The 22,348-nt window shown below is 39.8% G+C and carries 15 protein-coding genes, 2 tRNA genes and 2 rRNA genes; 9 read left to right on the top strand and 10 right to left on the bottom strand.

All coding sequences use genetic code 11. The annotated features are described in order from the left end of the window. Positions 1–313 precede the first annotated feature (313 nt). From ilvD to ilvA, 9 genes are read left to right on the top strand one after another with little or no spacing between them, the layout of a single operon-like run. Positions 314–2,008, top strand: coding sequence for a dihydroxy-acid dehydratase (ilvD, locus tag MUA87_RS04485; protein WP_002481735.1), 1,695 nt, complete (start codon positions 314–316; stop codon positions 2,006–2,008). Positions 2,009–2,029: 21 nt separating this feature from the next. Further along, positions 2,030–3,757, top strand: a complete 1,728-nt coding sequence (ilvB, locus tag MUA87_RS04480; protein ID WP_037556616.1) for a biosynthetic-type acetolactate synthase large subunit — start codon at positions 2,030–2,032, stop codon at positions 3,755–3,757. Further along, on the top strand, positions 3,754–4,227 hold the full coding sequence (gene ilvN / locus MUA87_RS04475; protein ID WP_262551333.1) for an acetolactate synthase small subunit: 474 nt from the start codon (positions 3,754–3,756) through the stop codon (positions 4,225–4,227). The genes ilvB and ilvN overlap by 4 nt, the downstream gene beginning before the upstream one ends. A 58-nt stretch (positions 4,228–4,285) precedes the next feature. Beyond that, positions 4,286–5,290, top strand: a complete 1,005-nt coding sequence (gene ilvC, locus MUA87_RS04470; RefSeq protein WP_002481738.1) for a ketol-acid reductoisomerase — start codon at positions 4,286–4,288, stop codon at positions 5,288–5,290. Positions 5,291–5,315: 25 nt separating this feature from the next. After that, entirely contained in the window at positions 5,316–6,848 is a 1,533-nt protein-coding gene (locus MUA87_RS04465) for a 2-isopropylmalate synthase (protein ID WP_002481739.1), read from the top strand. Next, a complete protein-coding gene (gene leuB, locus MUA87_RS04460) occupies positions 6,845–7,885 on the top strand; it encodes a 3-isopropylmalate dehydrogenase (protein WP_002481740.1) in 1,041 nt (346 codons plus the stop codon). The genes MUA87_RS04465 and leuB overlap by 4 nt, the downstream gene beginning before the upstream one ends. Positions 7,886–7,900: 15 nt before the next feature. After that, positions 7,901–9,283: a 3-isopropylmalate dehydratase large subunit gene (gene leuC / locus MUA87_RS04455; RefSeq protein WP_002481741.1), complete on the top strand. Its 1,383-nt coding sequence runs from the start codon at positions 7,901–7,903 to the stop codon at positions 9,281–9,283. Next, complete coding sequence (leuD, locus tag MUA87_RS04450) at positions 9,276–9,857, top strand: 3-isopropylmalate dehydratase small subunit (RefSeq protein WP_002481742.1); 582 nt, start codon at positions 9,276–9,278, stop codon at positions 9,855–9,857. The genes leuC and leuD overlap by 8 nt, the downstream gene beginning before the upstream one ends. A 12-nt stretch (positions 9,858–9,869) precedes the next feature. Continuing rightward, the gene (gene ilvA / locus MUA87_RS04445; RefSeq protein WP_057510853.1) at positions 9,870–11,138 is read left to right on the top strand and encodes a threonine ammonia-lyase IlvA; all 1,269 of its coding nucleotides are present in this window, start codon (positions 9,870–9,872) and stop codon (positions 11,136–11,138) included. A gap of 373 nt (positions 11,139–11,511) precedes the next feature. Here ilvA and MUA87_RS04440 read toward each other — a convergent pair. The 10 genes from MUA87_RS04440 to MUA87_RS04395 all read right to left on the bottom strand — a co-directional run bounded on the left by MUA87_RS04440 (position 11,512) and on the right by MUA87_RS04395 (position 22,166). Continuing rightward, positions 11,512–14,435, bottom strand: a 23S ribosomal RNA gene (locus MUA87_RS04440). 246 nt (positions 14,436–14,681) lie between these two features. Beyond that, positions 14,682–16,233: ribosomal RNA gene (locus MUA87_RS04435) — 16S ribosomal RNA — on the bottom strand. The 16S and 23S rRNA genes sit together here with 2 tRNA genes alongside, the layout of an rRNA operon. A gap of 124 nt (positions 16,234–16,357) precedes the next feature. Beyond that, positions 16,358–16,431, bottom strand: a tRNA-Gly gene (locus tag MUA87_RS04430). Between the two features lie 28 nt (positions 16,432–16,459). Next, positions 16,460–16,542: transfer RNA gene (locus MUA87_RS04425), tRNA-Leu, on the bottom strand. A gap of 268 nt (positions 16,543–16,810) precedes the next feature. Further along, positions 16,811–17,263, bottom strand: coding sequence for a SprT family protein (locus MUA87_RS04420; RefSeq protein WP_057510737.1), 453 nt, complete (start codon positions 17,261–17,263; stop codon positions 16,811–16,813). A 7-nt stretch (positions 17,264–17,270) separates the two neighbouring features. After that, positions 17,271–19,421, bottom strand: a complete 2,151-nt coding sequence (locus MUA87_RS04415) for a Tex family protein (RefSeq protein WP_262551332.1) — start codon at positions 19,419–19,421, stop codon at positions 17,271–17,273. A gap of 115 nt (positions 19,422–19,536) precedes the next feature. Beyond that, a complete protein-coding gene (gene sigB, locus MUA87_RS04410; RefSeq protein WP_002481747.1) occupies positions 19,537–20,307 on the bottom strand; it encodes an RNA polymerase sigma factor SigB in 771 nt (256 codons plus the stop codon). Then, entirely contained in the window at positions 20,282–20,761 is a 480-nt protein-coding gene (gene rsbW / locus MUA87_RS04405; RefSeq protein ID WP_262551331.1) for an anti-sigma B factor RsbW, read from the bottom strand. The genes sigB and rsbW overlap by 26 nt, the downstream gene beginning before the upstream one ends. A 1-nt stretch (position 20,762) precedes the next feature. Continuing rightward, positions 20,763–21,089, bottom strand: a complete 327-nt coding sequence (locus MUA87_RS04400; RefSeq protein ID WP_002481749.1) for an anti-sigma factor antagonist — start codon at positions 21,087–21,089, stop codon at positions 20,763–20,765. A gap of 75 nt (positions 21,090–21,164) precedes the next feature. Next, entirely contained in the window at positions 21,165–22,166 is a 1,002-nt protein-coding gene (locus MUA87_RS04395) for a SpoIIE family protein phosphatase (RefSeq protein ID WP_002481750.1), read from the bottom strand. Between the last annotated feature and the right edge of the window lie 182 nt (positions 22,167–22,348).

Genomic DNA, 22,348 nt, shown 5'->3' with positions numbered 1-22,348 from the left:
TAAAAAATTTTCAGAAATCCGGTTGACATCCCTCTGGACATGTAGTAAATTAAGTTTATCAAATTTTTAGACAATTCAAATTTATTCATAAAACCATTCGAAAGGAGCAAATTGAAATGACTAACAGAACACAAGCAAATACTCTACCGACAACAACAAATATTTTAGTCATTTTATTAATTTGCTAGGACTCGAACTTTAGTAAAAACCATTACTAAATGTTTAAGTCCTATTTCCGATTGAATGGGACTTCCATTGACGTCCCAATAATTATTGGGACGTTTTTTTATTTGAATCTTCGGGGGGAATTATATTGAGAAGCGACACAATCAAAAAAGGAGACCAACAGGCTCCGGCCAGAAGTTTACTTCATGCCACAGGACAAATCAAAGATCCAACAGATATGAACAAACCATTCGTAGCGATTTGTAACTCTTATATCGATATCGTTCCAGGACATGTTCACTTAAGAGAATTAGCAGATATTGCAAAAGAAGCTATCCGAGAAGCAGGCGCAATTCCATTTGAATTCAACACAATCGGTGTTGACGATGGTATCGCAATGGGACACATTGGAATGCGTTATTCATTACCATCTCGTGAAATCATCGCAGATGCAGCTGAAACAGTTATCAATGCACATTGGTTCGACGGCGTCTTCTACATTCCAAACTGTGACAAAATCACACCAGGAATGTTAATGGCAGCAGTTAGAACAAACGTACCTGCTATCTTCTGTTCAGGTGGACCGATGAAAGCTGGTTTATCTACAACAGGTAAAGCCTTAACTCTTTCATCTATGTTCGAAGCAGTTGGTGCCTTTAAAGGCGGTTCAATGACAAAAGAAGAATTCTTAGATATGGAACAAAATGCTTGTCCTACTTGCGGTTCTTGCGCAGGTATGTTCACAGCAAACTCAATGAACTGTTTAATGGAAGTATTAGGACTAGCACTTCCATATAATGGTACAGCATTAGCCGTTTCAGACCAACGTCGAGAAATGATTCGACAAGCCGCTTTCCAATTAGTAGACAATATTAAAAATGATTTGAAACCACGTGATATCGTTACAAAAGAAGCATTAGATGATGCATTCGCATTAGATATGGCGATGGGCGGTTCAACAAACACAGTACTTCACACACTTGCAATCGCAAATGAAGCGGGTGTTGATTATGACTTAAGCCGTATCAATGAAATTGCTAAACGTACACCTTATTTATCTAAAATCGCACCAAGTTCTTCTTATTCTATGCACGATGTTCATGAAGCCGGCGGTGTTCCTGCTATCATCAATGAATTAATGAAAAAAGAAGGTACATTGCACCCTGACAGAGTGACTGTTACAGGTAAAACACTTCGCGAAAACAACCAAGGCAAAGAAATCAAAAACACAGATGTCATCCATCCACTTGATAATCCGTACGATAAAGAAGGTGGCCTTTCAATCTTATATGGTAACTTAGCTCCAAATGGTGCAGTTATCAAAGTCGGCGGTGTAGATCCTGAAATCAAAGTCTTTAAAGGAAAAGCCATTTGTTTCGACTCTCATGATGAAGCTGTTGAAGCAATTGATAACCACACTGTACGTGAAGGTCACGTTGTAGTTATTCGTTATGAAGGTCCTAAAGGCGGACCAGGAATGCCTGAGATGTTAGCCCCTACTTCATCTATCGTAGGTCGCGGCTTAGGTAAAGATGTTGCATTAATCACTGACGGAAGATTCTCAGGAGCAACAAGAGGTATCGCAGTCGGACACATTTCACCTGAAGCAGCATCAGGCGGACCAATCGGATTAATTCGTGACGGTGATGAAATCGTCATCGACTTAACAAACAGAACATTAGATGTAGATGTTTCAGAAGAAGAAATGAACAAACGTAAAACAGAAGTCAAACCATTTAAAGCTAAAGTGAAAACAGGTTACTTAGCACGTTATACAGCACTTGTTACAAGTGCAAATACGGGCGGTGTTATGAGAGTACCAGAATATCTAATTGAGGAGTGATGCTTTATGTCTAACCCACAAATGACTAAACATAATGAAGAAGCAAACAGTACACAAGCAGCCACGAAAACGAGTAGAAGCGGTTCGGAATTGTTGGTAGAAGCACTGTTGAAAGAAGGCACAGAGTTGCTTTTCGGTTATCCAGGAGGTGCCGTGCTACCGCTCTATGATACATTTTACGATGGTAAAATCAAACATATCTTAGCACGACACGAACAAGGTGCTGTACACGCTGCGGAAGGTTATGCCAGAGTTTCTGGCAAACCTGGCGTAGTTGTAGTTACCAGCGGTCCAGGAGCAACAAACGTTATTACAGGTATCGCAGACGCATTTAGTGATTCATTGCCACTTGTAGTATTTACAGGACAAGTTGCAACACCAGGTATCGGTAAAGATGCATTCCAAGAAGCGGATTTACTTTCAATGACAACACCTATCACTAAACACAACTTCCAAGTTAAACATCCAGACGAAATTCCTGAAGTGGTACATCAAGCGTTTCACATTGCAAATACAGGTCGTAAAGGCCCAGTAGTCATCGACTTCCCTAAAGATGTCGGCATTCTACAATCTGATGTTGATGTATGTGACGAGCTTGATTTACCAGGATATCGTTTAGCTGATGCACCGAACCCTCAAGATGTACAAACTGTACTAGAATGGTTGAAATCAGCGAAGAAACCAGTCATTTTAGCTGGTGCAGGCGTGAGACATTCAGAATCAGGTCCACTTCTGACTACATTTGCTGAACGCCATCAAATTCCAGTAGTCACAACTTTACATGGGTTAGGCACAATTCCTTACAGCAATCCCCTATTCTTAGGTATGGGCGGTATGCATGGATCTTACGCAAGCAACATGGCACTTTCTGATTGCGACTTGCTTATCAACTTTGGCAGCCGCTTCGATGACCGCCTTGCAAGTAACCCAGATAAATTTGCAGAAAACGCTAAGGTTGTTCATGTAGACATCGATCCTTCTGAAATCAACAAAATCATCAAAACAGATTTGGGCGTAGTAGCTGACTGTAAATTGATGCTTGAAGCATTGCTTACAGAAACTAATACTTACGACCAACATAAAGACTGGGTTGACTATTGTGTGAATAATCAGAAATCTCATCCATTTGCATATACAGATGAAGAAGCAGATGTATTTATCAAACCTCAACAAGCCATCGAGTATATCGGTAAAATTACAAATGGAGAAGCGCTAGTTACAACAGATGTCGGCCAACACCAAATGTGGGCAGCGCAATTCTATCCATTCAAACATGATAATCAATTAGTAACAAGCGGTGGTCTTGGAACAATGGGCTTCGGCATCCCTTCTGCTATCGGTGCTAAATTAGCACAACCTGATAAAACAGTTGTTTGTTTCGTTGGAGATGGCGGTTTCCAAATGACCAACCAAGAAATGGCAATCTTAAATGAGTATGGTTTAGATATCAAAATCGTCCTTATCAATAACGGCACACTAGGAATGGTTAAACAATGGCAAGATAAATTCTTTAAACAACGTTTCTCTCATTCAGTATTCAATGGCCAACCAGATTTCCAACAATTATCAGAAGCATATGGTGTGAAAGCATTCTTAGTAGATGATCCTAAAACACTTGAAGCAGATTTAGAAGCAGCATTTGCGCACAAAGGCCCTGCTTTAATCGAAGTAAGAATCTCACCTAAAGAACCAGTTTTACCGATGGTACCAAGCGGTAAAGCGAACAACGAAATGGAGGGTGTCCTATGAGATATACATTCAAGACGCAAGTATTAGATAAATCCGGTACATTAAACCGACTGACAAGTACCTTTTTAAGACGTCAGTTTAATATCGTAACACTTTGTGTTACACCAAGTATTCAACCTGGTATTTCTGATATGACATTCGTAGCTGAGTTAGATGAAGCATCAAAAGTACAATCACTCATGCTCCATTTAGAAAAACAAATTAATGTACTTTCTGTAGGAAATATCACAGATAACAACGTCTACAGTGTGGAATTATTACTTGCTAAAATTGCAACACCTGCAGATAAAACAGAATTAGACAACTTGATCAATCACAGTGATGCGCTAGTTTCAGTATTAAAAGAAGAAGATGGTCATACTTATTTACAAGCATCAGGCACACAACAAGCACTTGATGATGTATTACGTGCACTATCATCACAACAGATTGAACAAGTTTCTAGAACAGGAACTGCAGCATTATTATAATTTGAATTTTCACAAAGTTGAGAATTTAAAATAAAACAAATTTTTGGAGGAATTTATTATGACAACAGTTTATTATGACGAATCAGTGAAAAAAGACGCTTTAGAAGGTAAAAAAATCGCGGTATTAGGCTACGGTTCTCAAGGTCACGCACATGCTAAAAACCTTAAAGACAACGGCTATGACGTTATAATCGGTATCCGCCCAGGACATTCTTTCGACAGAGCTAAAAAAGATGGATTCGATGTATATCCAGTTGGAGAAGCAGTAAAACAAGCAGACGTAATCATGGTATTATTACCAGATGAAATCCAAGGTAAAGTATACGACGAAGAAATCGCTCCTAACCTAGAAGCTGGTAATGCATTAGCATTTGCACATGGTTTCAACATCCACTTCGATGTAATCAAACCACCAAGTGACGTAGATGTATTCTTAGTAGCTCCTAAAGGCCCTGGTCACCTTGTAAGACGTACATTCACTGAAGGCAGCTCAGTTCCTGCATTATTTGGTGTAGGCCAAGATGCAACTGGTAACGCTTTTGACATCGCATTAAGCTATGCAAAAGGTATCGGCGCAACTAAAGCTGGTGTCATTGAAACTACATTCAAAGAAGAAACTGAAACAGACTTATTCGGTGAACAAGCAGTACTTTGCGGTGGTGTTACTCAATTAATCCAAAACGGTTTCGAAACATTAGTTGAAGCTGGTTACCAACCAGAACTTGCTTACTTCGAAGTATTACATGAAATGAAATTGATCGCTGACTTAATGTACGAAGGCGGTATGGAAACTATGCGCTATTCAATTTCAAACACTGCTGAATACGGTGACTATGTTTCAGGTCCACGTGTTATCACACCAGACGTTAAAGAAAACATGAAAGCTGTATTAACTGATATCCAAAACGGTACATTCGCTAACAACTTCATTAAAGATAATGAAAATGGATTCGAAGAATTCTACAAACTACGTAAAGCAGCACAAGGTCACCAAATCCAAGAAGTTGGTAAAAAACTTCGTGAAATGATGCCATTCGTTGAAAATAAAACTATTGAAGAATAATACTAAATCAGGAGGTTGATTATTTATGAGTCATATTCAAATTTTTGATACAACACTAAGAGACGGTGAACAAACGCCCGGAGTCAGTTTTTCCTTTGATGAAAGACTGACTATCGCAAAGCAACTTGAAAAATGGGGTGTCGATGTAATTGAAGCTGGATTCCCTGCTTCTAGTGAAGGTAGCTTTAAATCAGTTCAAGCTATTTCACAAGCTTTAACTAAAACTGCTGTAGTAGGCTTAGCAAGATGTAAGAAAAGCGACATCGATGCTGTGTACGAAGCAACTAAAGAAGCAAAATATCCGCAATTGCATGTATTTATCGCTACTAGCCCTATTCATTTAGAGCATAAATTGAAAATGACTCAAGAAGAAGTGCTAGAGCAAATTACTGAAAATGTTGCTTATGGCAAATCTTTATTCGATGTTGTACAATTCTCACCCGAAGATGCAACACGTACTGATTTAGATTTCTTAATCAAAAGTGTGCAAACAGCTGTAGACGCAGGTGCAACAATTATCAACATTCCTGATACAGTAGGTTATAGCTATCCAACTGAATTCGGAAATATCTTTAAAGTATTGCTTGAAAATGTTAAATCTGATCAAGAAATTATCTATAGTGCACACTGCCACGATGACCTAGGCTTAGCTGTTGCAAACAGCATGGCTGCCATCGAAAATGGTGCAAAACGTGTTGAAGGTACAATTAACGGTATCGGTGAACGTGCTGGTAATACTGCACTTGAAGAAGTTGCGCTTGGTTTATACGTACGTAAAGATCACTATGGTATTGAAACAAGACTTGAGCTTGGACGTACTAAAGAAACTTCTGATTTAATTTCTCGTTTCGCTGGTATTCCAGTACCTCGAAATAAAGCTGTTATCGGCCAAAACGCATTCAGTCATGAATCAGGTATCCACCAAGACGGCTTCTTGAAAAACCGTGAAACATACGAAATCATGACGCCACAATTAGTGGGTATCCAAACATCTGAATTGCCTCTTGGTAAATTGTCTGGTAAACATGCTTTCGCTGAAAAGTTAAAACAACTTGGCTACGAAATCAGTCCAGAAAAACAAGTTGAATTGTTCAAACAGTTCAAATCTATTGCTGATAAAAAGAAAAATGTTTCTGATTATGACGTACATGCCCTTGTTCAAGGTCATTACCATGAAACAAATGCTGCTTATCATGTTGAAAATCTTCAACTACAATTTGTGGCTGAAGGTGTACAAAGTGCAGTCGTTCAACTTCGTGATAATGACGGCAAACAATATCAATCAGCAGCAACAGGAACAGGTTCTATTCTTGCAGTATACAATGCAGTAGACTTAATCTTCGATGCAGAATCTGAATTGTTGAACTATCAAATTTCTTCAGTAACTGAAGGTTCAGATGCACAAGCACAAGTTAACGTTGAACTTAGCATTGATGGACGCTCTTACTACGGTATCGGTATCGACCATGACGTATTGCTTGCTTCATGTAAAGCTTATGTGGAAGCTTATTCTAATCATATTGCTGATGCATCAGTTAATAATGAGGTGAACGCATGAGTTATAAAATCACTGCCCTCCCAGGTGATGGTATAGGTCCAGAAATACTTGAAGGTACTTTGAAAATATTAGAAAAATTAAGTGGAAAATATAACATTGATTATGAATTAGAAACTTATGATTTTGGAGGGGCCGCTATAGATAACTATGGCGACCCGCTTCCATCATCTACGCTTGAAGCTTGTAAACAATCTGATGCGATTCTTTTAGGTGCAATCGGCGGTCCAAAATGGACAAACAGCCCAAAACGACCTGAAGCTGGCTTACTTGCTTTAAGAAAGAACTTAGAGTTATTCGCAAATATCCGCCCTACTGCTGTAGTTGAAGGCGCGACTGAATTCTCTCCTCTTAAAGCAGAACGTGTACAAGGTACTGATTTAGTGATTGTCAGAGAATTAACAGGCGGTTTATACTTCGGTGAACCGAAAGAATTAGCTGAAGATCATGCAATTGATTCATTAACATATACTAAAGCAGAAGTTGAACGTATTGCACACGCAGCGTTCAAACTTGCACAATCAAGACGTAAGAAATTAACTTCAGTGGACAAAGAAAATGTATTAGCATCAAGTAAATTATGGCGTAAAACAGTTGATGAAGTATCTGCTTCATATCCTGATGTGGAAGTAGAACATCTACTTGTTGATGCATGCAGTATGCATTTGATTACGCGTCCAACACAATTTGATGTGATTGTAACTGAAAACTTATTCGGTGATATTTTAAGCGATGAAGCTTCTGTCATTCCAGGTTCATTAGGTGTATCCCCTTCTGTCAGCTATGGACAAAAAGGTACAAAACTTTATGAACCAATTCATGGATCAGCACCTGACATTGCGGGTCAAGATATTGCGAATCCGACAGGTATGGTGCTTTCATTAGCAATGTGTTTCAGAGAAACATTTAATCAAGCAGAAGCGGCAGAAGAATTAGAAAAGATTGTTTATGGTTTACTGAAAGAAGGCTTTACTACACCTGATTTAGGCGGAAAAGCACATACTTCAGAAATCTTCGAGAAAATTTTACAACAACTTTAAAGGATGGTGATTGAAATGGGACAAACTTTGTTCGATAAAATATGGAATAGACATGTTCTCACAGGAAATGCAGGTGAACCGCAATTATTATACATTGACTTGCATTTAATCCATGAAGTGACATCACCTCAAGCCTTTGAAGGATTAAGAATTCAACACAGACCACTGAGACGTCCGGATTTAACGTTTGCGACAATTGATCATAACGTACCGACAGAAGATATTTTCAACATCAAAGATGAAATTGCAGCAACACAAATCAAGACGCTTCAAAAGAACTGTGCAGAGTTTGGGGTTCGACTGTTTGATAATGGTACTGAAGAACAAGGTATCGTACATATGGTTGGACCAGAAATGGGATTAACGCAACCTGGTAAAACCATTGTTTGCGGTGACTCTCACACAGCAACACACGGTGCTTTCGGTGCCATTGCTTTCGGTATCGGAACGAGTGAAGTTGAACATGTTTTTGCGACACAAACATTATGGCAAACTAAACCGAAGAATCTTTTAATTGATATTAATGGTGAGTTGCCTAAAGGTGTATATGCGAAAGATATTATCTTACACCTCATCAATCAATATGGTGTAGATTTCGGTACAGGTTATGCGCTTGAATTTGCAGGTTCTACAATTCGTAATCTATCAATGGATGCGAGAATGACAATCTGTAATATGGCGATTGAAGCCGGCGCAAAATATGGTTTAGTTGAACCAGATGAAACAACACTAGAATATGTCAAAGGTCGTCCTTACGCTGATATTGATGAGGAAACTGCAGAATATTGGCAATCACTTTATAGTGATAAGGATGCACAATTTGATCGTGTGATTGAGTTAGATGTATCTGACCTAGAACCACAAGTAACTTGGGGTACTAGTCCTGAAATGGGTGTAAGCTTCAATACACCTTTCCCAGAAATTCAAAACGTCAATGACGAACGTGCTTATCACTACATGGATTTAAAACCAGGTGAAAAAGCTGAAGATATTGAACTTGGTTATGTATTCTTAGGCTCTTGTACAAATGCGCGCCTTTCTGACTTACAAGAAGCAAGCAAATTTGTTAAAGGACATAAAGTACATCCTAATATCACAGCAATTGTTGTACCTGGTTCAAGAAGTGTTAAACATCAAGCTGAAGCATTAGGACTTGATAAAATCTTTAAAGATGCAGGCTTTGAATGGCGTGAACCTGGCTGCTCAATGTGTCTCGGTATGAACCCTGACCAAGTACCAGCTGGTGTCCACTGTGCTTCTACCAGCAACCGTAACTTCGAAGGTCGTCAAGGTAAAGGTGCAAGAACACATCTTGTATCCCCTGCTATGGCAGCAGCTGCTGCGATTGAAGGACGCTTCGTAGACGTCAGAAAATGGGAGGCGCTTGAACATGCTTAAAATCGAACCGATTACACAATATACAGGTAAAACTGCTATTTTATTTCACGATAATATTGATACAGACCAAATTATCCCAAAAGTCCATCTTAAAGGCGTTTCTAAAACAGGACTCGGTCCTTACGCCTTTGATGAGTGGCGTTATCTAGAAGATGGTTCAGATAACCCTGAATTCGAATTAAACCAACCTCAATATAAAGGTGCTTCAATTCTTATCACAGGTGATAACTTTGGTTGCGGCTCTAGTCGTGAACACGCAGCTTGGGCATTAAAAGATTATGGCATCAATATTATTATTGCGGGCAGCTTCAGTGATATTTTCTACATGAACTGCACGAAAAATGCATTATTACCTATCGCACTAGAAAAAGAAGATCGCGAGTTCCTTGCGAAATATAAAGAGCTCGAAATTGACCTTCCGAATCAGGTAATCAAAACACCTGATCGCGAATTACATTTTGATATTGATTCAACTTGGAAGAACAAACTTGTTCAAGGACTAGATGATATTGCCGTCACATTGGCATACGAAGACCAAATTGAACAATACGAACAGAAATACCAACACAATTAAGGAGTGAGCGAAATGACTGTACAAACTGCTGTATCAGCTAAAGACATAGAAGAGGCTTTTTTATCATTACAGCCGATTGTCAAAGAAACGCCTTTAGAGAAAGATCATTATTTATCTTTAAAGTATGACTGTAATGTATATTTAAAAAGAGAGGATCTGCAATGGGTACGTTCCTTTAAACTAAGAGGTGCTTATAACGCAATTCAAGTATTGAGCGAAAGCGAAAAAGCAAAAGGTATTACATGTGCGAGTGCCGGCAACCATGCACAAGGTGTCGCATTTACTGCACAACGATTAGGATTAAAAGCAGTCATCTTTATGCCTGTGACAACTCCCCTTCAAAAAATTAATCAAGTTAAATTCTTTGGTGGAGAAAATGTTGAAGTAATCTTGGTTGGTGATACATTTGATGATTGTTTAAAAGAAGCCTTAGAATATACTGAAAAACATGCGATGAACTTTATTGACCCATTTGACAATGTCAATACAATTGCAGGTCAAGGTACAATCGCAGCGGAAATTTTAAAAGAAGCACAAGAAAGCAATATCGATGTAGATTATCTATTTGCCGCAATTGGTGGCGGCGGATTAATTTCTGGTGTAGGTACTTACTTTAAAGAGAAGTCGCCTCAAACAAAAATTGTAGGTGTTGAACCTAAAGGTGCTGCAAGTATGTATACTTCAGTTGTCTTAGAACATCACAGAGTGAAATTACCAGAAATTGATAAGTTTGTAGACGGTGCATCTGTTGCACAAGTCGGCAAAATTACATTTGAAATTGCGAAAAAAGTCGTTGATGATTATCTTCAAATCGATGAAGGTGCTGTATGTTCTACAATCTTAGATATGTATTCTAAACAAGCCATTGTCGCAGAACCTGCAGGTGCATTAAGCGTCTCAGCTCTAGAACAATATCGTGATCAAATCAAAGGCAAAACAGTAGTTTGTATTATCAGCGGTGGTAACAACGATATCAACCGTATGAAAGAAATCGAAGAACGCTCACTTTTATATGAAGAAATGAAACACTACTTCATTTTCAACTTCCCTCAACGTCCTGGTGCGTTAAGAGAGTTCGTAAATGAAGTATTAGGACCAAATGATGATATCACTAAATTCGAGTACTTGAAAAAATCTTCTCAAAACACAGGTACAGTTATCATAGGTATTCAATTAAATAACCATGATGACTTAACGCGTTTGAAAGAAAAAGTACATGAGTTTGATCCATCAAATATCTATATTAATGAAAACAAAATGTTGTATTCATTATTGATTTAATCTAAAAAGCAGGAGATGCCATAATTCTAAAATGACTTATGGTTTCTCCTGCTTTTTCTTTATATACATATGCCTATTAATTTTCCGCACAGCTTCTCCACTTACACATCTTAAGCTAAATTCTCGTTTATTGAATGAGTCTTTAACTAATGCTGATTAAAAATGCTTTCTATATTCCTATTTAAAACAGTATGTAATGTTTTATATGTATCTTATGAACTATATCAATTTCTCTTATAAAAAAGCATAAAAAAAAAGACCTCAAACCTGAGATCTCAATGCGGCTCATCGCATCCAAAATATATAATATACGATTATACATTCAAAACTAGATAGTAAGTAAATTTCAATTCGACCAATCAAAACTTGAAATTTGATTAAGTCTTCGATCGATTAGTATTCGTCAGCTCCACATATCGCTATGCTTCCACCCCGAACCTATTAACCTCATCATCTTTGAGGGATCTTATAACCGAAGTTGGGAAATCTCATCTTGAGGGGGGCTTCATGCTTAGATGCTTTCAGCACTTATCCCGTCCATACATAGCTACCCAGCTATGCCGTTGGCACGACAACTGGTACACCAGAGGTATGTCCATCCCGGTCCTCTCGTACTAAGGACAGCTCCTCTCAAATTTCCTACGCCCACGACGGATAGGGACCGAACTGTCTCACGACGTTCTGAACCCAGCTCGCGTACCGCTTTAATGGGCGAACAGCCCAACCCTTGGGACCGACTACAGCCCCAGGATGCGATGAGCCGACATCGAGGTGCCAAACCTCCCCGTCGATGTGAACTCTTGGGGGAGATAAGCCTGTTATCCCCGGGGTAGCTTTTATCCGTTGAGCGATGGCCCTTCCATGCGGAACCACCGGATCACTAAGTCCGTCTTTCGACCCTGCTCGACTTGTAGGTCTCGCAGTCAAGCTCCCTTATGCCTTTACACTCTATGAATGATTTCCAACCATTCTGAGGGAACCTTTGAGCGCCTCCGTTACACTTTAGGAGGCGACCGCCCCAGTCAAACTGCCCGCCTGACACTGTCTCCCGCCATGATCAATGGCGCGGGTTAGAAATCCAACACAGCTAGGGTAGTATCCCACCAGCGCCTCCACGTAAGCTGGCGCTCACGCTTCTAAGGCTCCTACCTATCCTGTACAAGCTGTGCCGAATTTCAATATCAGGCTACAGTAAAGCTCCACGGGGTCTTTCCGTCCTGTCGCGGGTAACCTGCATCTTCACAGGTACTATGATTTCACCGAGTCTCTCGTTGAGACAGTGCCCAAATCGTTACGCCTTTCGTGCGGGTCGGAACTTACCCGACAAGGAATTTCGCTACCTTAGGACCGTTATAGTTACGGCCGCCGTTTACTGGGGCTTCGATTCGTAGCTTCGCAGAAGCTAACCACTCCTCTTAACCTTCCAGCACCGGGCAGGCGTCAGCCCCTATACATCACCTTACGGTTTAGCAGAGACCTGTGTTTTTGATAAACAGTCGCTTGGGCCTATTCACTGCGGCTCTTCAGAGCGTGAACCCTAAAGAGCACCCCTTCTCCCGAAGTTACGGGGTCATTTTGCCGAGTTCCTTAACGAGAGTTCTCTCGCTCACCTTAGAATTCTCATCTTGACTACCTGTGTCGGTTTGCGGTACGGGCACCAGTTATCTAGCTAGAGGCTTTTCTCGACAGTGTGAAATCAACGACTCGAGGAAAACATGTTTCCTCTCCCCATCACAGCTCAACCTTGAGAATGGCGGATTTGCCTACCATTCAGTCTCACTGCTTAGACGTGCACTCCAACAGCACGCTTCGCCTATCCTACTGTGTCCCCCCATCGCTTAAAACGATAAATGGTGGTACAGGAATATCAACCTGTTATCCATCGTCTACGCCTGTCGGCCTCGACTTAGGACCCGACTAACCCAGAGCGGACGAGCCTTCCTCTGGAAACCTTAGTCAATCGGTGGATGGGATTCTCACCCATCTTTCGCTACTCACACCGGCATTCTCACTTCTAAGCGCTCCACATGTCCTTGCGATCATGCTTCGACGCACTTAGAACGCTCTCCTACCATTGTCCTACGGACAATCCACAGCTTCGGTAATATGTTTAGCCCCGGTACATTTTCGGCGCAGTGTCACTCGACTAGTGAGCTATTACGCACTCTTTAAATGATGGCTGCTTCTAAGCCAACATCCTAGTTGTCTGGGCAATACCACATCCTTTGCCACTTAACATATATTTTGGGACCTTAGCTGGTGGTCTGGGCTGTTTCCCTTTCGAACATGGACCTTATCACCCACGTTCTGACTCCCAAGTTAAATTGATTGGCATTCGGAGTTTGTCTGAATTCGGTAACCCGAGAGGGGCCCCTCGTCCAAACAGTGCTCTACCTCCAACAATCATCACTTGAGGCTAGCCCTAAAGCTATTTCGGAGAGAACCAGCTATCTCCAGGTTCGATTGGAATTTCTCCGCTACCCTCAGTTCATCCGCTCACTTTTCAACGTAAGTCGGTTCGGTCCTCCATTCAGTGTTACCTGAACTTCAACCTGACCAAGGGTAGATCACCTGGTTTCGGGTCTACGACCAAATACTCAACGCCCTGTTCAGACTCGCTTTCGCTGCGGCTCCGCATTTGCTGCTTAACCTTGCATCAGATCGTAACTCGCCGGTTCATTCTACAAAAGGCACGCCATCACCCATTAACGGGCTCTGACTACTTGTAAGCACACGGTTTCAAGTTCTCTTTCACTCCCCTTCCGGGGTACTTTTCACCTTTCCCTCACGGTACTGGTTCACTATCGGTCACTAGAGAGTATTTAGCCTTGGGAGATGGTCCTCCCGGATTCCGACGGAATTCCACGTGCTCCGTCGTACTCAGGATCCACTCAAGAGAGAATAAACTTTCGACTACAGGACTTTTACCTTCTCTGGTTCAACTTTCCAGGTGATTCGTCTAATTTATTCCTTTGTAACTCCGTATAGAGTGTCCTACAACCCCAATGAGCAAGCTCATTGGTTTGGGCTCTTCCCGTTTCGCTCGCCGCTACTCAGGGAATCGATTTTTCTTTCTCTTCCTGCGGGTACTAAGATGTTTCAGTTCTCCGCGTCTGCCTTCGGACATGCTATGTATTCACATGTCGATAACACAACATAACTTGTGCTGGGTTCCCCCATTCGGAAATCTCTGGATCAACGCTTACTTACAGCTACCCAAAGCATATCGTCGTTAGTAACGTCCTTCATCGGCTTCTAGTGCCAAGGCATCCACCGTGCGCCCTTAATAACTTAATCACGTTATTAATATTGTGAGTAATCGTTTGCCGTCGGCAATTGATTACTAGCGATTCATTTAAATGAATAAAGCTTTTAAAACTCTAATTCACTCGGTTTTGCTTGGTAAAATCTATTTTTTACTTACTTATCTAGTTTTCAATGTACAATCTTTGAATGTTTCAAATAAACATTCAAAACTGAATACAATATGTCACGTTATTCCGTTTCAGTTTCCTGCGAAACTGTTCCGAATAATATCCTTAGAAAGGAGGTGATCCAGCCGCACCTTCCGATACGGCTACCTTGTTACGACTTCACCCCAATCATTTGTCCCACCTTCGACGGCTAGTTCCTAAAAGGTTACTCCACCGGCTTCGGGTGTTACAAACTCTCGTGGTGTGACGGGCGGTGTGTACAAGACCCGGGAACGTATTCACCGTAGCATGCTGATCTACGATTACTAGCGATTCCAGCTTCATGTAGTCGAGTTGCAGACTACAATCCGAACTGAGAACGGCTTTATGGGATTTGCTTGACCTCGCGGGTTCGCTGCCCTTTGTACCGTCCATTGTAGCACGTGTGTAGCCCAAATCATAAGGGGCATGATGATTTGACGTCATCCCCACCTTCCTCCGGTTTGTCACCGGCAGTCAACTTAGAGTGCCCAACTTAATGCTGGCAACTAAGCTTAAGGGTTGCGCTCGTTGCGGGACTTAACCCAACATCTCACGACACGAGCTGACGACAACCATGCACCACCTGTCACTTTGTCCCCCGAAGGGGAAAGCTCTATCTCTAGAGTTGTCAAAGGATGTCAAGATTTGGTAAGGTTCTTCGCGTTGCTTCGAATTAAACCACATGCTCCACCGCTTGTGCGGGTCCCCGTCAATTCCTTTGAGTTTCAGCCTTGCGGCCGTACTCCCCAGGCGGAGTGCTTAATGCGTTAGCTGCAGCACTAAGGGGCGGAAACCCCCTAACACTTAGCACTCATCGTTTACGGCGTGGACTACCAGGGTATCTAATCCTGTTTGATCCCCACGCTTTCGCACATCAGCGTCAGTTGCAGACCAGAAAGTCGCCTTCGCCACTGGTGTTCCTCCATATCTCTGCGCATTTCACCGCTACACATGGAATTCCACTTTCCTCTTCTGCACTCAAGTTTTCCAGTTTCCAATGACCCTCCACGGTTGAGCCGTGGGCTTTCACATCAGACTTAAAAAACCGCCTACGCGCGCTTTACGCCCAATAATTCCGGATAACGCTTGCCACCTACGTATTACCGCGGCTGCTGGCACGTAGTTAGCCGTGGCTTTCTGATTAGGTACCGTCAAGGGGTGCATAGTTACTTACACCCTTGTTCTTCCCTAATAACAGAGTTTTACGATCCGAAGACCTTCATCACTCACGCGGCGTTGCTCCGTCAGGCTTTCGCCCATTGCGGAAGATTCCCTACTGCTGCCTCCCGTAGGAGTCTGGACCGTGTCTCAGTTCCAGTGTGGCCGATCACCCTCTCAGGTCGGCTACGTATCGTTGCCTTGGTAAGCCGTTACCTTACCAACTAGCTAATACGCCGCGGGTCCATCTATAAGTGACAGCAAAACCGTCTTTCATCATGAAACCATGCGGTTTCATGTGTTATCCGGTATTAGCCCCGGTTTCCCGGAGTTATCCCAGTCTTATAGGTAGGTTACCCACGTGTTACTCACCCGTCCGCCGCTAACGTCAGAGGAGCAAGCTCCTCGTCTGTTCGCTCGACTTGCATGTATTAGGCACGCCGCCAGCGTTCATCCTGAGCCAGGATCAAACTCTCCATAATAATTTATGATGTTTGACTAGCTCATAAAAACTAATTGTTTTAAAACGTCCTTAAGACGTTTGTTAATTTGGAATTAACGTTGACATATTGTCATTCAGTTTTCAATGTTCATTAAATGTTTCAATGGAGCGGGTGATGGGAATCGAACCCACAACATCAGCTTGGAAGGCTGAGGTTTTGCCATTAAACTACACCCGCATATATTCGTAAATTAATGAAATGTTGATGCGGCCGAGAGGACTTGAACCTCCACGGGATCTCTCCCACTAGGCCCTCAACCTAGCGCGTCTGCCATTCCGCCACGACCGCTTGGGTTTGATTTCATTAATCATTTATTTTAACAACGTACTCTATTGTAACACTCTCGTAATATCATGTCAATAACTTTTTAAAAGTTTTTAACAAAGCGTTAAAATTCGTTTCAAATATTTAATGTCGTTTTTTTAGGACATGAACTATCATATAACATTCTCAGAGTTGAGTCAACACTAAAGTTCATATTTCCTTGTTTTTATTTTAATCGTAGTAAAAAACCGAGCATCCAAGGCATAACACCTTAGATACTCGGTATTGATTACTATAATTTCTTTTGTAGTTTTAACTTACCGTGACAATGACCACAAACCATCTTTCGTGTATTCACTTTTTTAATGCGCAAGAAAGATTTTTTGCATGATTGACATTGATATACATAGTTCGCCCGTTCTTCATAACTTTTAACAGCACTGCAAAATCTTGGTGCACCAACTTTTTGACTTAACTGCTTAAAATCTTTGTCTTTATGTTGGTAACCTCGTTTTTGCAGATGGAGATGATAATGACATAGTTCATGTTTGATAATATCAATAATAGCCGCTTCTCCAAACTGTTCATATTGTTTCGGATTGATTTCGATATTATGAGACTGCAACAAATATCTTCCGCCTGTTGTTCTTAACCTATTATTGAAATAAGCCTCGTGTTTGAATTCCCATCCAAATGATTGTCTGGAAATTTTCTCTGTAAGTTGTTGCAACTTCTCATTATCCATCCAGTTATTACTCATTAGGATTAATCATTGTCAATGAAACTTTATTTTTTACTGTATCTGTATCAAGTACCCAAACATCTACAATATCTCCTACATTGACAATATCCATTGGATTTTTCACGAAACGTTTCGCTAATTGAGATATATGCACTAAGCCATCTTGTTTAACACCGACATCTACAAATGCACCAAAGTCAACGACGTTTCGAACAGTACCGCTCAATTTCATTCCTTTGGTTAAATCTTCTAAAGATAATACGTTGGATTTTAAAATCGGCGTTTCATATTCATCACGTGGATCTCGATTAGGTGCTATCAACGCAGCCACAATGTCTTCTAAAGTTGGTAGACCTACGTTTAATTGCTCAGCAGATTGTTTTAAGTCTAGTTTGTTCAATACCTCTTTAAGATGAGTTGTACCTAGATCTTCTGCACTCAAACCTTGTTGCTCTAATAATTGATATGCAATCGCATAACTTTCAGGGTGAATTGATGTATTATCTAACGGCTCTTTACCATTTACAATACGTAAGAATCCGATACTTTGTTCAAATGTTTTAGGGCCTAGACGTTTTACTTTGGCAATTTGTTTGTGATGGTTAATGACACCATTTTCTTCGCGATAATCAATAATGTTTTGTGCGATTTGCGGTGATAAACCTGAAACATGTTGCAATAATGAACGTGAAGCTGTATTCACATCTACGCCAACTTGGTTAACGGCTGTTTCTACTACGAAATTTAAAGCATTTTCAAGTGCTTTTTGGTTAACATCATGTTGATATTGACCTACACCAATTGATTTTGGATCAATTTTTACTAATTCACTCAACGGATCTTGTACACGACGTCCTATGGAAACAGCACTTCTTTCTTCTACTTGGAAATCAGGAAATTCTGTTCTTGCGATTTCAGATGCAGAATAAACAGACGCACCCGCTTCGTTCACAATAATAAATTGAACATCTAAGTTATGTTTTTGAATTAAATCAGCCACAAATTGTTCAGTTTCACGACTTGCCGTACCATTACCAATAGCTACTAATTTAACATCATAATCATTGATAAATTGTAAAAATGTTTTTTCTGCTTGCGCTGTTTTTGAAACTGGAGGATGCGGATACATCACACCTTTTGCAATAAATGTACCATACGGATTAATTACAGCCAATTTGCACCCTGTTCTAAATGCAGGGTCAACACCTAAAATTTGTTTTCCTTTCAATGGTGGTTGTAATAATAAATGTTTTAAGTTAACACTGAATACATCAATCGCATGATTCTCAGCTTTAGTCGTCAAATCAGTGCGAATTTCTCGCTCGATTGATGGCATAATCAAACGTTTCATACTATCTTTAATTGCCGCTTCAATATAAGTTGTACCTTCATGCTGACCTTTAATTTCTTGGCGTGCAATTTCTCTTTCTAATGAATCTGTATCCATTTCAATCTTCACTGATAATACTTTTTCTTTTTCGCCGCGATTCATCGCTAATATTCTATGGTTGGCTATTTTATGAATCGGCTCTGAAAATTCATAGTACATTTCATATGTCTTTTTCTCATCTTCTGCTTTTTTCTTTTTCTGACTTGTGATGAGTCCTCGTTTTTGTGTCTGTGTCAAAATTTTATTTCTGTATTTAGGATTATCAGAAACCCATTCTGCAATAATATCTTGTGCACCTGCTAACGCATCAGCAGCTGATGTCACTTCTTCATTTAAAAATGCTTCTGCATAAGTTTTAGGTGATTGATCAATACTACTTTGCATCAACCATTTTGCTAAAGGTTCTAATCCTTTTCGTTTAGCTTCTGTTGCACGTGTTTTTTTCTTTTGTTTAAACGGTCTATATAAATCTTCCACACGTTGCAACTTCGTTTGTTTTAAAATATCCGCTTTTAACTGGTCATCTAATAAACCTTGTTGTTCTATGTTATGTAAAACTTCTTCTTTTCTCTTTTGAAGCTGTTCCATGTAATGATATTCGTCGGCAATCTTTTTAATTTCGACCTCATCTAGTCCACCTGTACGCTCTTTTCGATAACGTGCGATGAATGGAACTGTGTTATTTTCTTCTAGTAATGCTAGCACTTCAGTAATTTGTTTTTTTGAAAAGTGATGTTGTTTTTCAATTGAGTTGATTAATTCGTTATTCAATATCTGCACCTCAAATTCATTTTCTTGTTTCCATAGTATCATAAGAATAGAAAAAGACTGAAATACATAATGTATCTCAGCCCTTTCTAAAGATTGCGATTCTTTATTTTCGGCATTATTTCTTCGCCGCTTGTTGTAACTTTTTAATTGCATTACGTTGCAATCGTGAGACATGCATTTGACTTAAGCCAATGCGTTCACCTGTTTCTTTCTGACTTAACCCTTCAATGAAAGTACATTGAATAATTTCACGTTCACGATCAGATAAAATAGGTAAGATTCTTTCTAAAATCATTCGTTTCTCGGTTAAATCATAACCATCTTCTTGCTCACCCATAATATCAAGTAACGTGACCGTTGAACCATCCTTATCTGCCTCAATGGAATGGTCTACACTTAACGCATTGTAACTTTGTCCCATTTCCATCGCTTCTAATACTTCTTCTTCTGTAACTTCTAATCTATCTGCGATTTCGGCAATTGATGGCGAACGTTCAAGTTCATTTGTTAATTCATCAGTGGTCTTTTTAATTCTTGGACCAATTTCTTTGATACGTCTTGGAACATGAACGCTCCAAGTCTTATCTCTTAAGTATCTTTTAATTTCACCGATTACCGTAGGCACCAAGAAGGCTTCGAACTTTCTGCCAAAATTGATATCAAATCGATTTATGGCACCAATAAGTCCTACCATTCCTACTTGAACCAAGTCTTCATGGTGTGATTGTCCTTTTGAATATTTGAAAGCTAAAGATTCAATCAATTTTTGATAATGTCTGACAAGTTTGTCTTGGGCACTGGTATTTTCTTCATTCTGATGTTGTCTGATCCATTCGTTGATTTGTTGTGGTGAAATATCGTTAGTTGATTTCGACTCTTTCGCCATTATTGTGCACCTGCTCTTTTTTTATATACTTGATCATGCTTATCGTTACACCATTGTCCTTGTTTACTTTAAATTCATCCATCAATGACTCAATTAAGAATAAACCTAATCCGCCTTCTCTTAAGAAGTCTATATTTTCATTTTCACTGTATGGACCAAGTTCTTTTTTCTTCTCTTCGTAATCGAAGCTCTTGCCTTGGTCAGAAATAACAACTCTAATTTTATCATCGTAAATTTCAAAACATAAATAAATAGAGGGATCGATTTCTTCTTCTTTGTATGCATGTTTTACAGCATTTGTGACTGCTTCACTTACCGCAATTTTAGCATCTTCGATATCTTCATATGAAGCACCCGCACGTGAAAACACGCCCGATAATGTTAATCGGATTAAACTGACATATTCAGCTTGTGCCGGCAGCTTCATTTCAATTACATTCCGCTTCGCTTCCATGTCATTCTACCTCCGATCCTTCATTTACGTGCATCAAGTCGCTTAAACCTGTAATTTCGAATAAACGGCTGATACGTTCTGAAGCGCCGATAATATATAATTCTTTATCATTTTGATTTAATGCTTTCAATGTTCCTACAAATAAACCAAGTCCAGTGGAATCCATGTAACTTACATTCGTCAAGTTAACATATACGTCATGTGTACCCTCTTGTTTAATTGGTGTTAAAACTTGTTCCAATTCAGGTACAGTATAAACGTCTAGTTCTCCTCCGACTTTAATTTCATAATACCCATCATGTTCTTGTGTCTCTATATTCAAATTCATTCAGTGATACACTCCAGTCTGTTCATATTTCAAACACTAGTTTACCCATTTTGTTTAAAGGTTAATCATTTTTATTTAATTTACTCGCTTAATAATTAAGATTGTTAAGTCATCGCGCTTGCCTGACTTTTGAATGCCAAGTAAATCTTCATACAATAACTGTACAATATCTTGCGGATGCAGATTTTTATACTTATGTATAAAATCTAATAAATAATCTGTCTCTATAAATTTACCGTTTTCATCCCTGATTTCAGTCACACCATCAGTAAAGATAATAATCAAATCATTTAAATGAATTTGAATTTCCTGCTGCTTGTAGCGTTCTAATTGTCTAACACCGAGCACACGCCCTTTAACAGAGATTTCTTCAAATCTGTCTTCGGCAGCTCTGAAAATATAACCTGGTTCATGACCTGCCGAACTGCAGTATAACAAATGATTCATTTCTTCATATAAGCCATAGAACATTGTCACAAACATATCTTGGTTGACGTTTTTCTCAACTACACGATTCAGACGTTTTAAACCATCACTTGGTAATTGTGAATGCCCATATGAATCCATTCCGAATTTAATCATACTCATTGCGAGCGCTGCAGGAATACCTTTACCAATGACATCTGCTACCGCAAAACTCATCGTTCCATCTTTATGATCAATTAAATTAAAGTAGTCCCCACTTACTTTTTGCGCTGCAACAGAAATAACCCCAATTTGAATACTGTCGAATTGAGGTATCTCAGTTTGCAGCATCGTTTGTTGTAAACGTGAAGCTAAATCCATTTCTTTATCATGGTAATAGAGTTTATCTACCATTTCTTGATAATCTTGATAGCTATATCCGAAAATACTTGCGATAATTTTCAATAACTCAAATGTAGCGAAGACTTGTTCTTTAGTTAAGTCCATTTCTTTGGCACATTCTCTATGAATATCAAGTACATCTTCTGCATGGATATGTTTTTCTAAAATTTCTTGACCGAAGCCTTCAAATTGCTTAATAACCGTTTCCTTATTATAGGACTCTACATAAGACTTCATTAATTGCATATATCTTTTTTTGAAATTTTCCAATTGCGTTGTCCCTCTCTTTATACCAGTTTCGCCGTCTACCCAGTAACCACACATACTTATTTAAATCTTGTTTGATGAAATAAAAAGAGGTCGAAAGTCACATTTCAGCACCATAGTAAAATGCTGTATCACACTATGATAAAAATCGAGCAATAAGCAAAGTTGCTAAGCAGGCTGAAAAT

Source organism: Staphylococcus simulans (assembly GCF_025561465.1).
Taxonomy (GTDB): domain Bacteria; phylum Bacillota; class Bacilli; order Staphylococcales; family Staphylococcaceae; genus Staphylococcus; species Staphylococcus simulans.
Note: the sequence above shows the minus strand (reverse complement) of the source record. Positions and strands in the feature narration are given on the sequence as shown.

Coding starts and splice junctions, on each gene's coding strand:
- MUA87_RS04420 (WP_057510737.1), bottom strand. CDS start 17,263: ATGGATAATGAGAAGTTGCAACAACTTACAGAGAAAATTTCCAGACAA.
- ilvN (WP_262551333.1), top strand. CDS start 3,754: ATGAGATATACATTCAAGACGCAAGTATTAGATAAATCCGGTACATTA.
- sigB (WP_002481747.1), bottom strand. CDS start 20,307: ATGGCGAAAGAGTCGAAATCAACTAACGATATTTCACCACAACAAATC.
- ilvC (WP_002481738.1), top strand. CDS start 4,286: ATGACAACAGTTTATTATGACGAATCAGTGAAAAAAGACGCTTTAGAA.
- leuC (WP_002481741.1), top strand. CDS start 7,901: ATGGGACAAACTTTGTTCGATAAAATATGGAATAGACATGTTCTCACA.
- leuD (WP_002481742.1), top strand. CDS start 9,276: ATGCTTAAAATCGAACCGATTACACAATATACAGGTAAAACTGCTATT.
- ilvB (WP_037556616.1), top strand. CDS start 2,030: ATGACTAAACATAATGAAGAAGCAAACAGTACACAAGCAGCCACGAAA.
- leuB (WP_002481740.1), top strand. CDS start 6,845: ATGAGTTATAAAATCACTGCCCTCCCAGGTGATGGTATAGGTCCAGAA.
- ilvA (WP_057510853.1), top strand. CDS start 9,870: ATGACTGTACAAACTGCTGTATCAGCTAAAGACATAGAAGAGGCTTTT.
- rsbW (WP_262551331.1), bottom strand. CDS start 20,761: ATGGAAGCGAAGCGGAATGTAATTGAAATGAAGCTGCCGGCACAAGCT.
- MUA87_RS04465 (WP_002481739.1), top strand. CDS start 5,316: ATGAGTCATATTCAAATTTTTGATACAACACTAAGAGACGGTGAACAA.
- MUA87_RS04400 (WP_002481749.1), bottom strand. CDS start 21,089: ATGAATTTGAATATAGAGACACAAGAACATGATGGGTATTATGAAATT.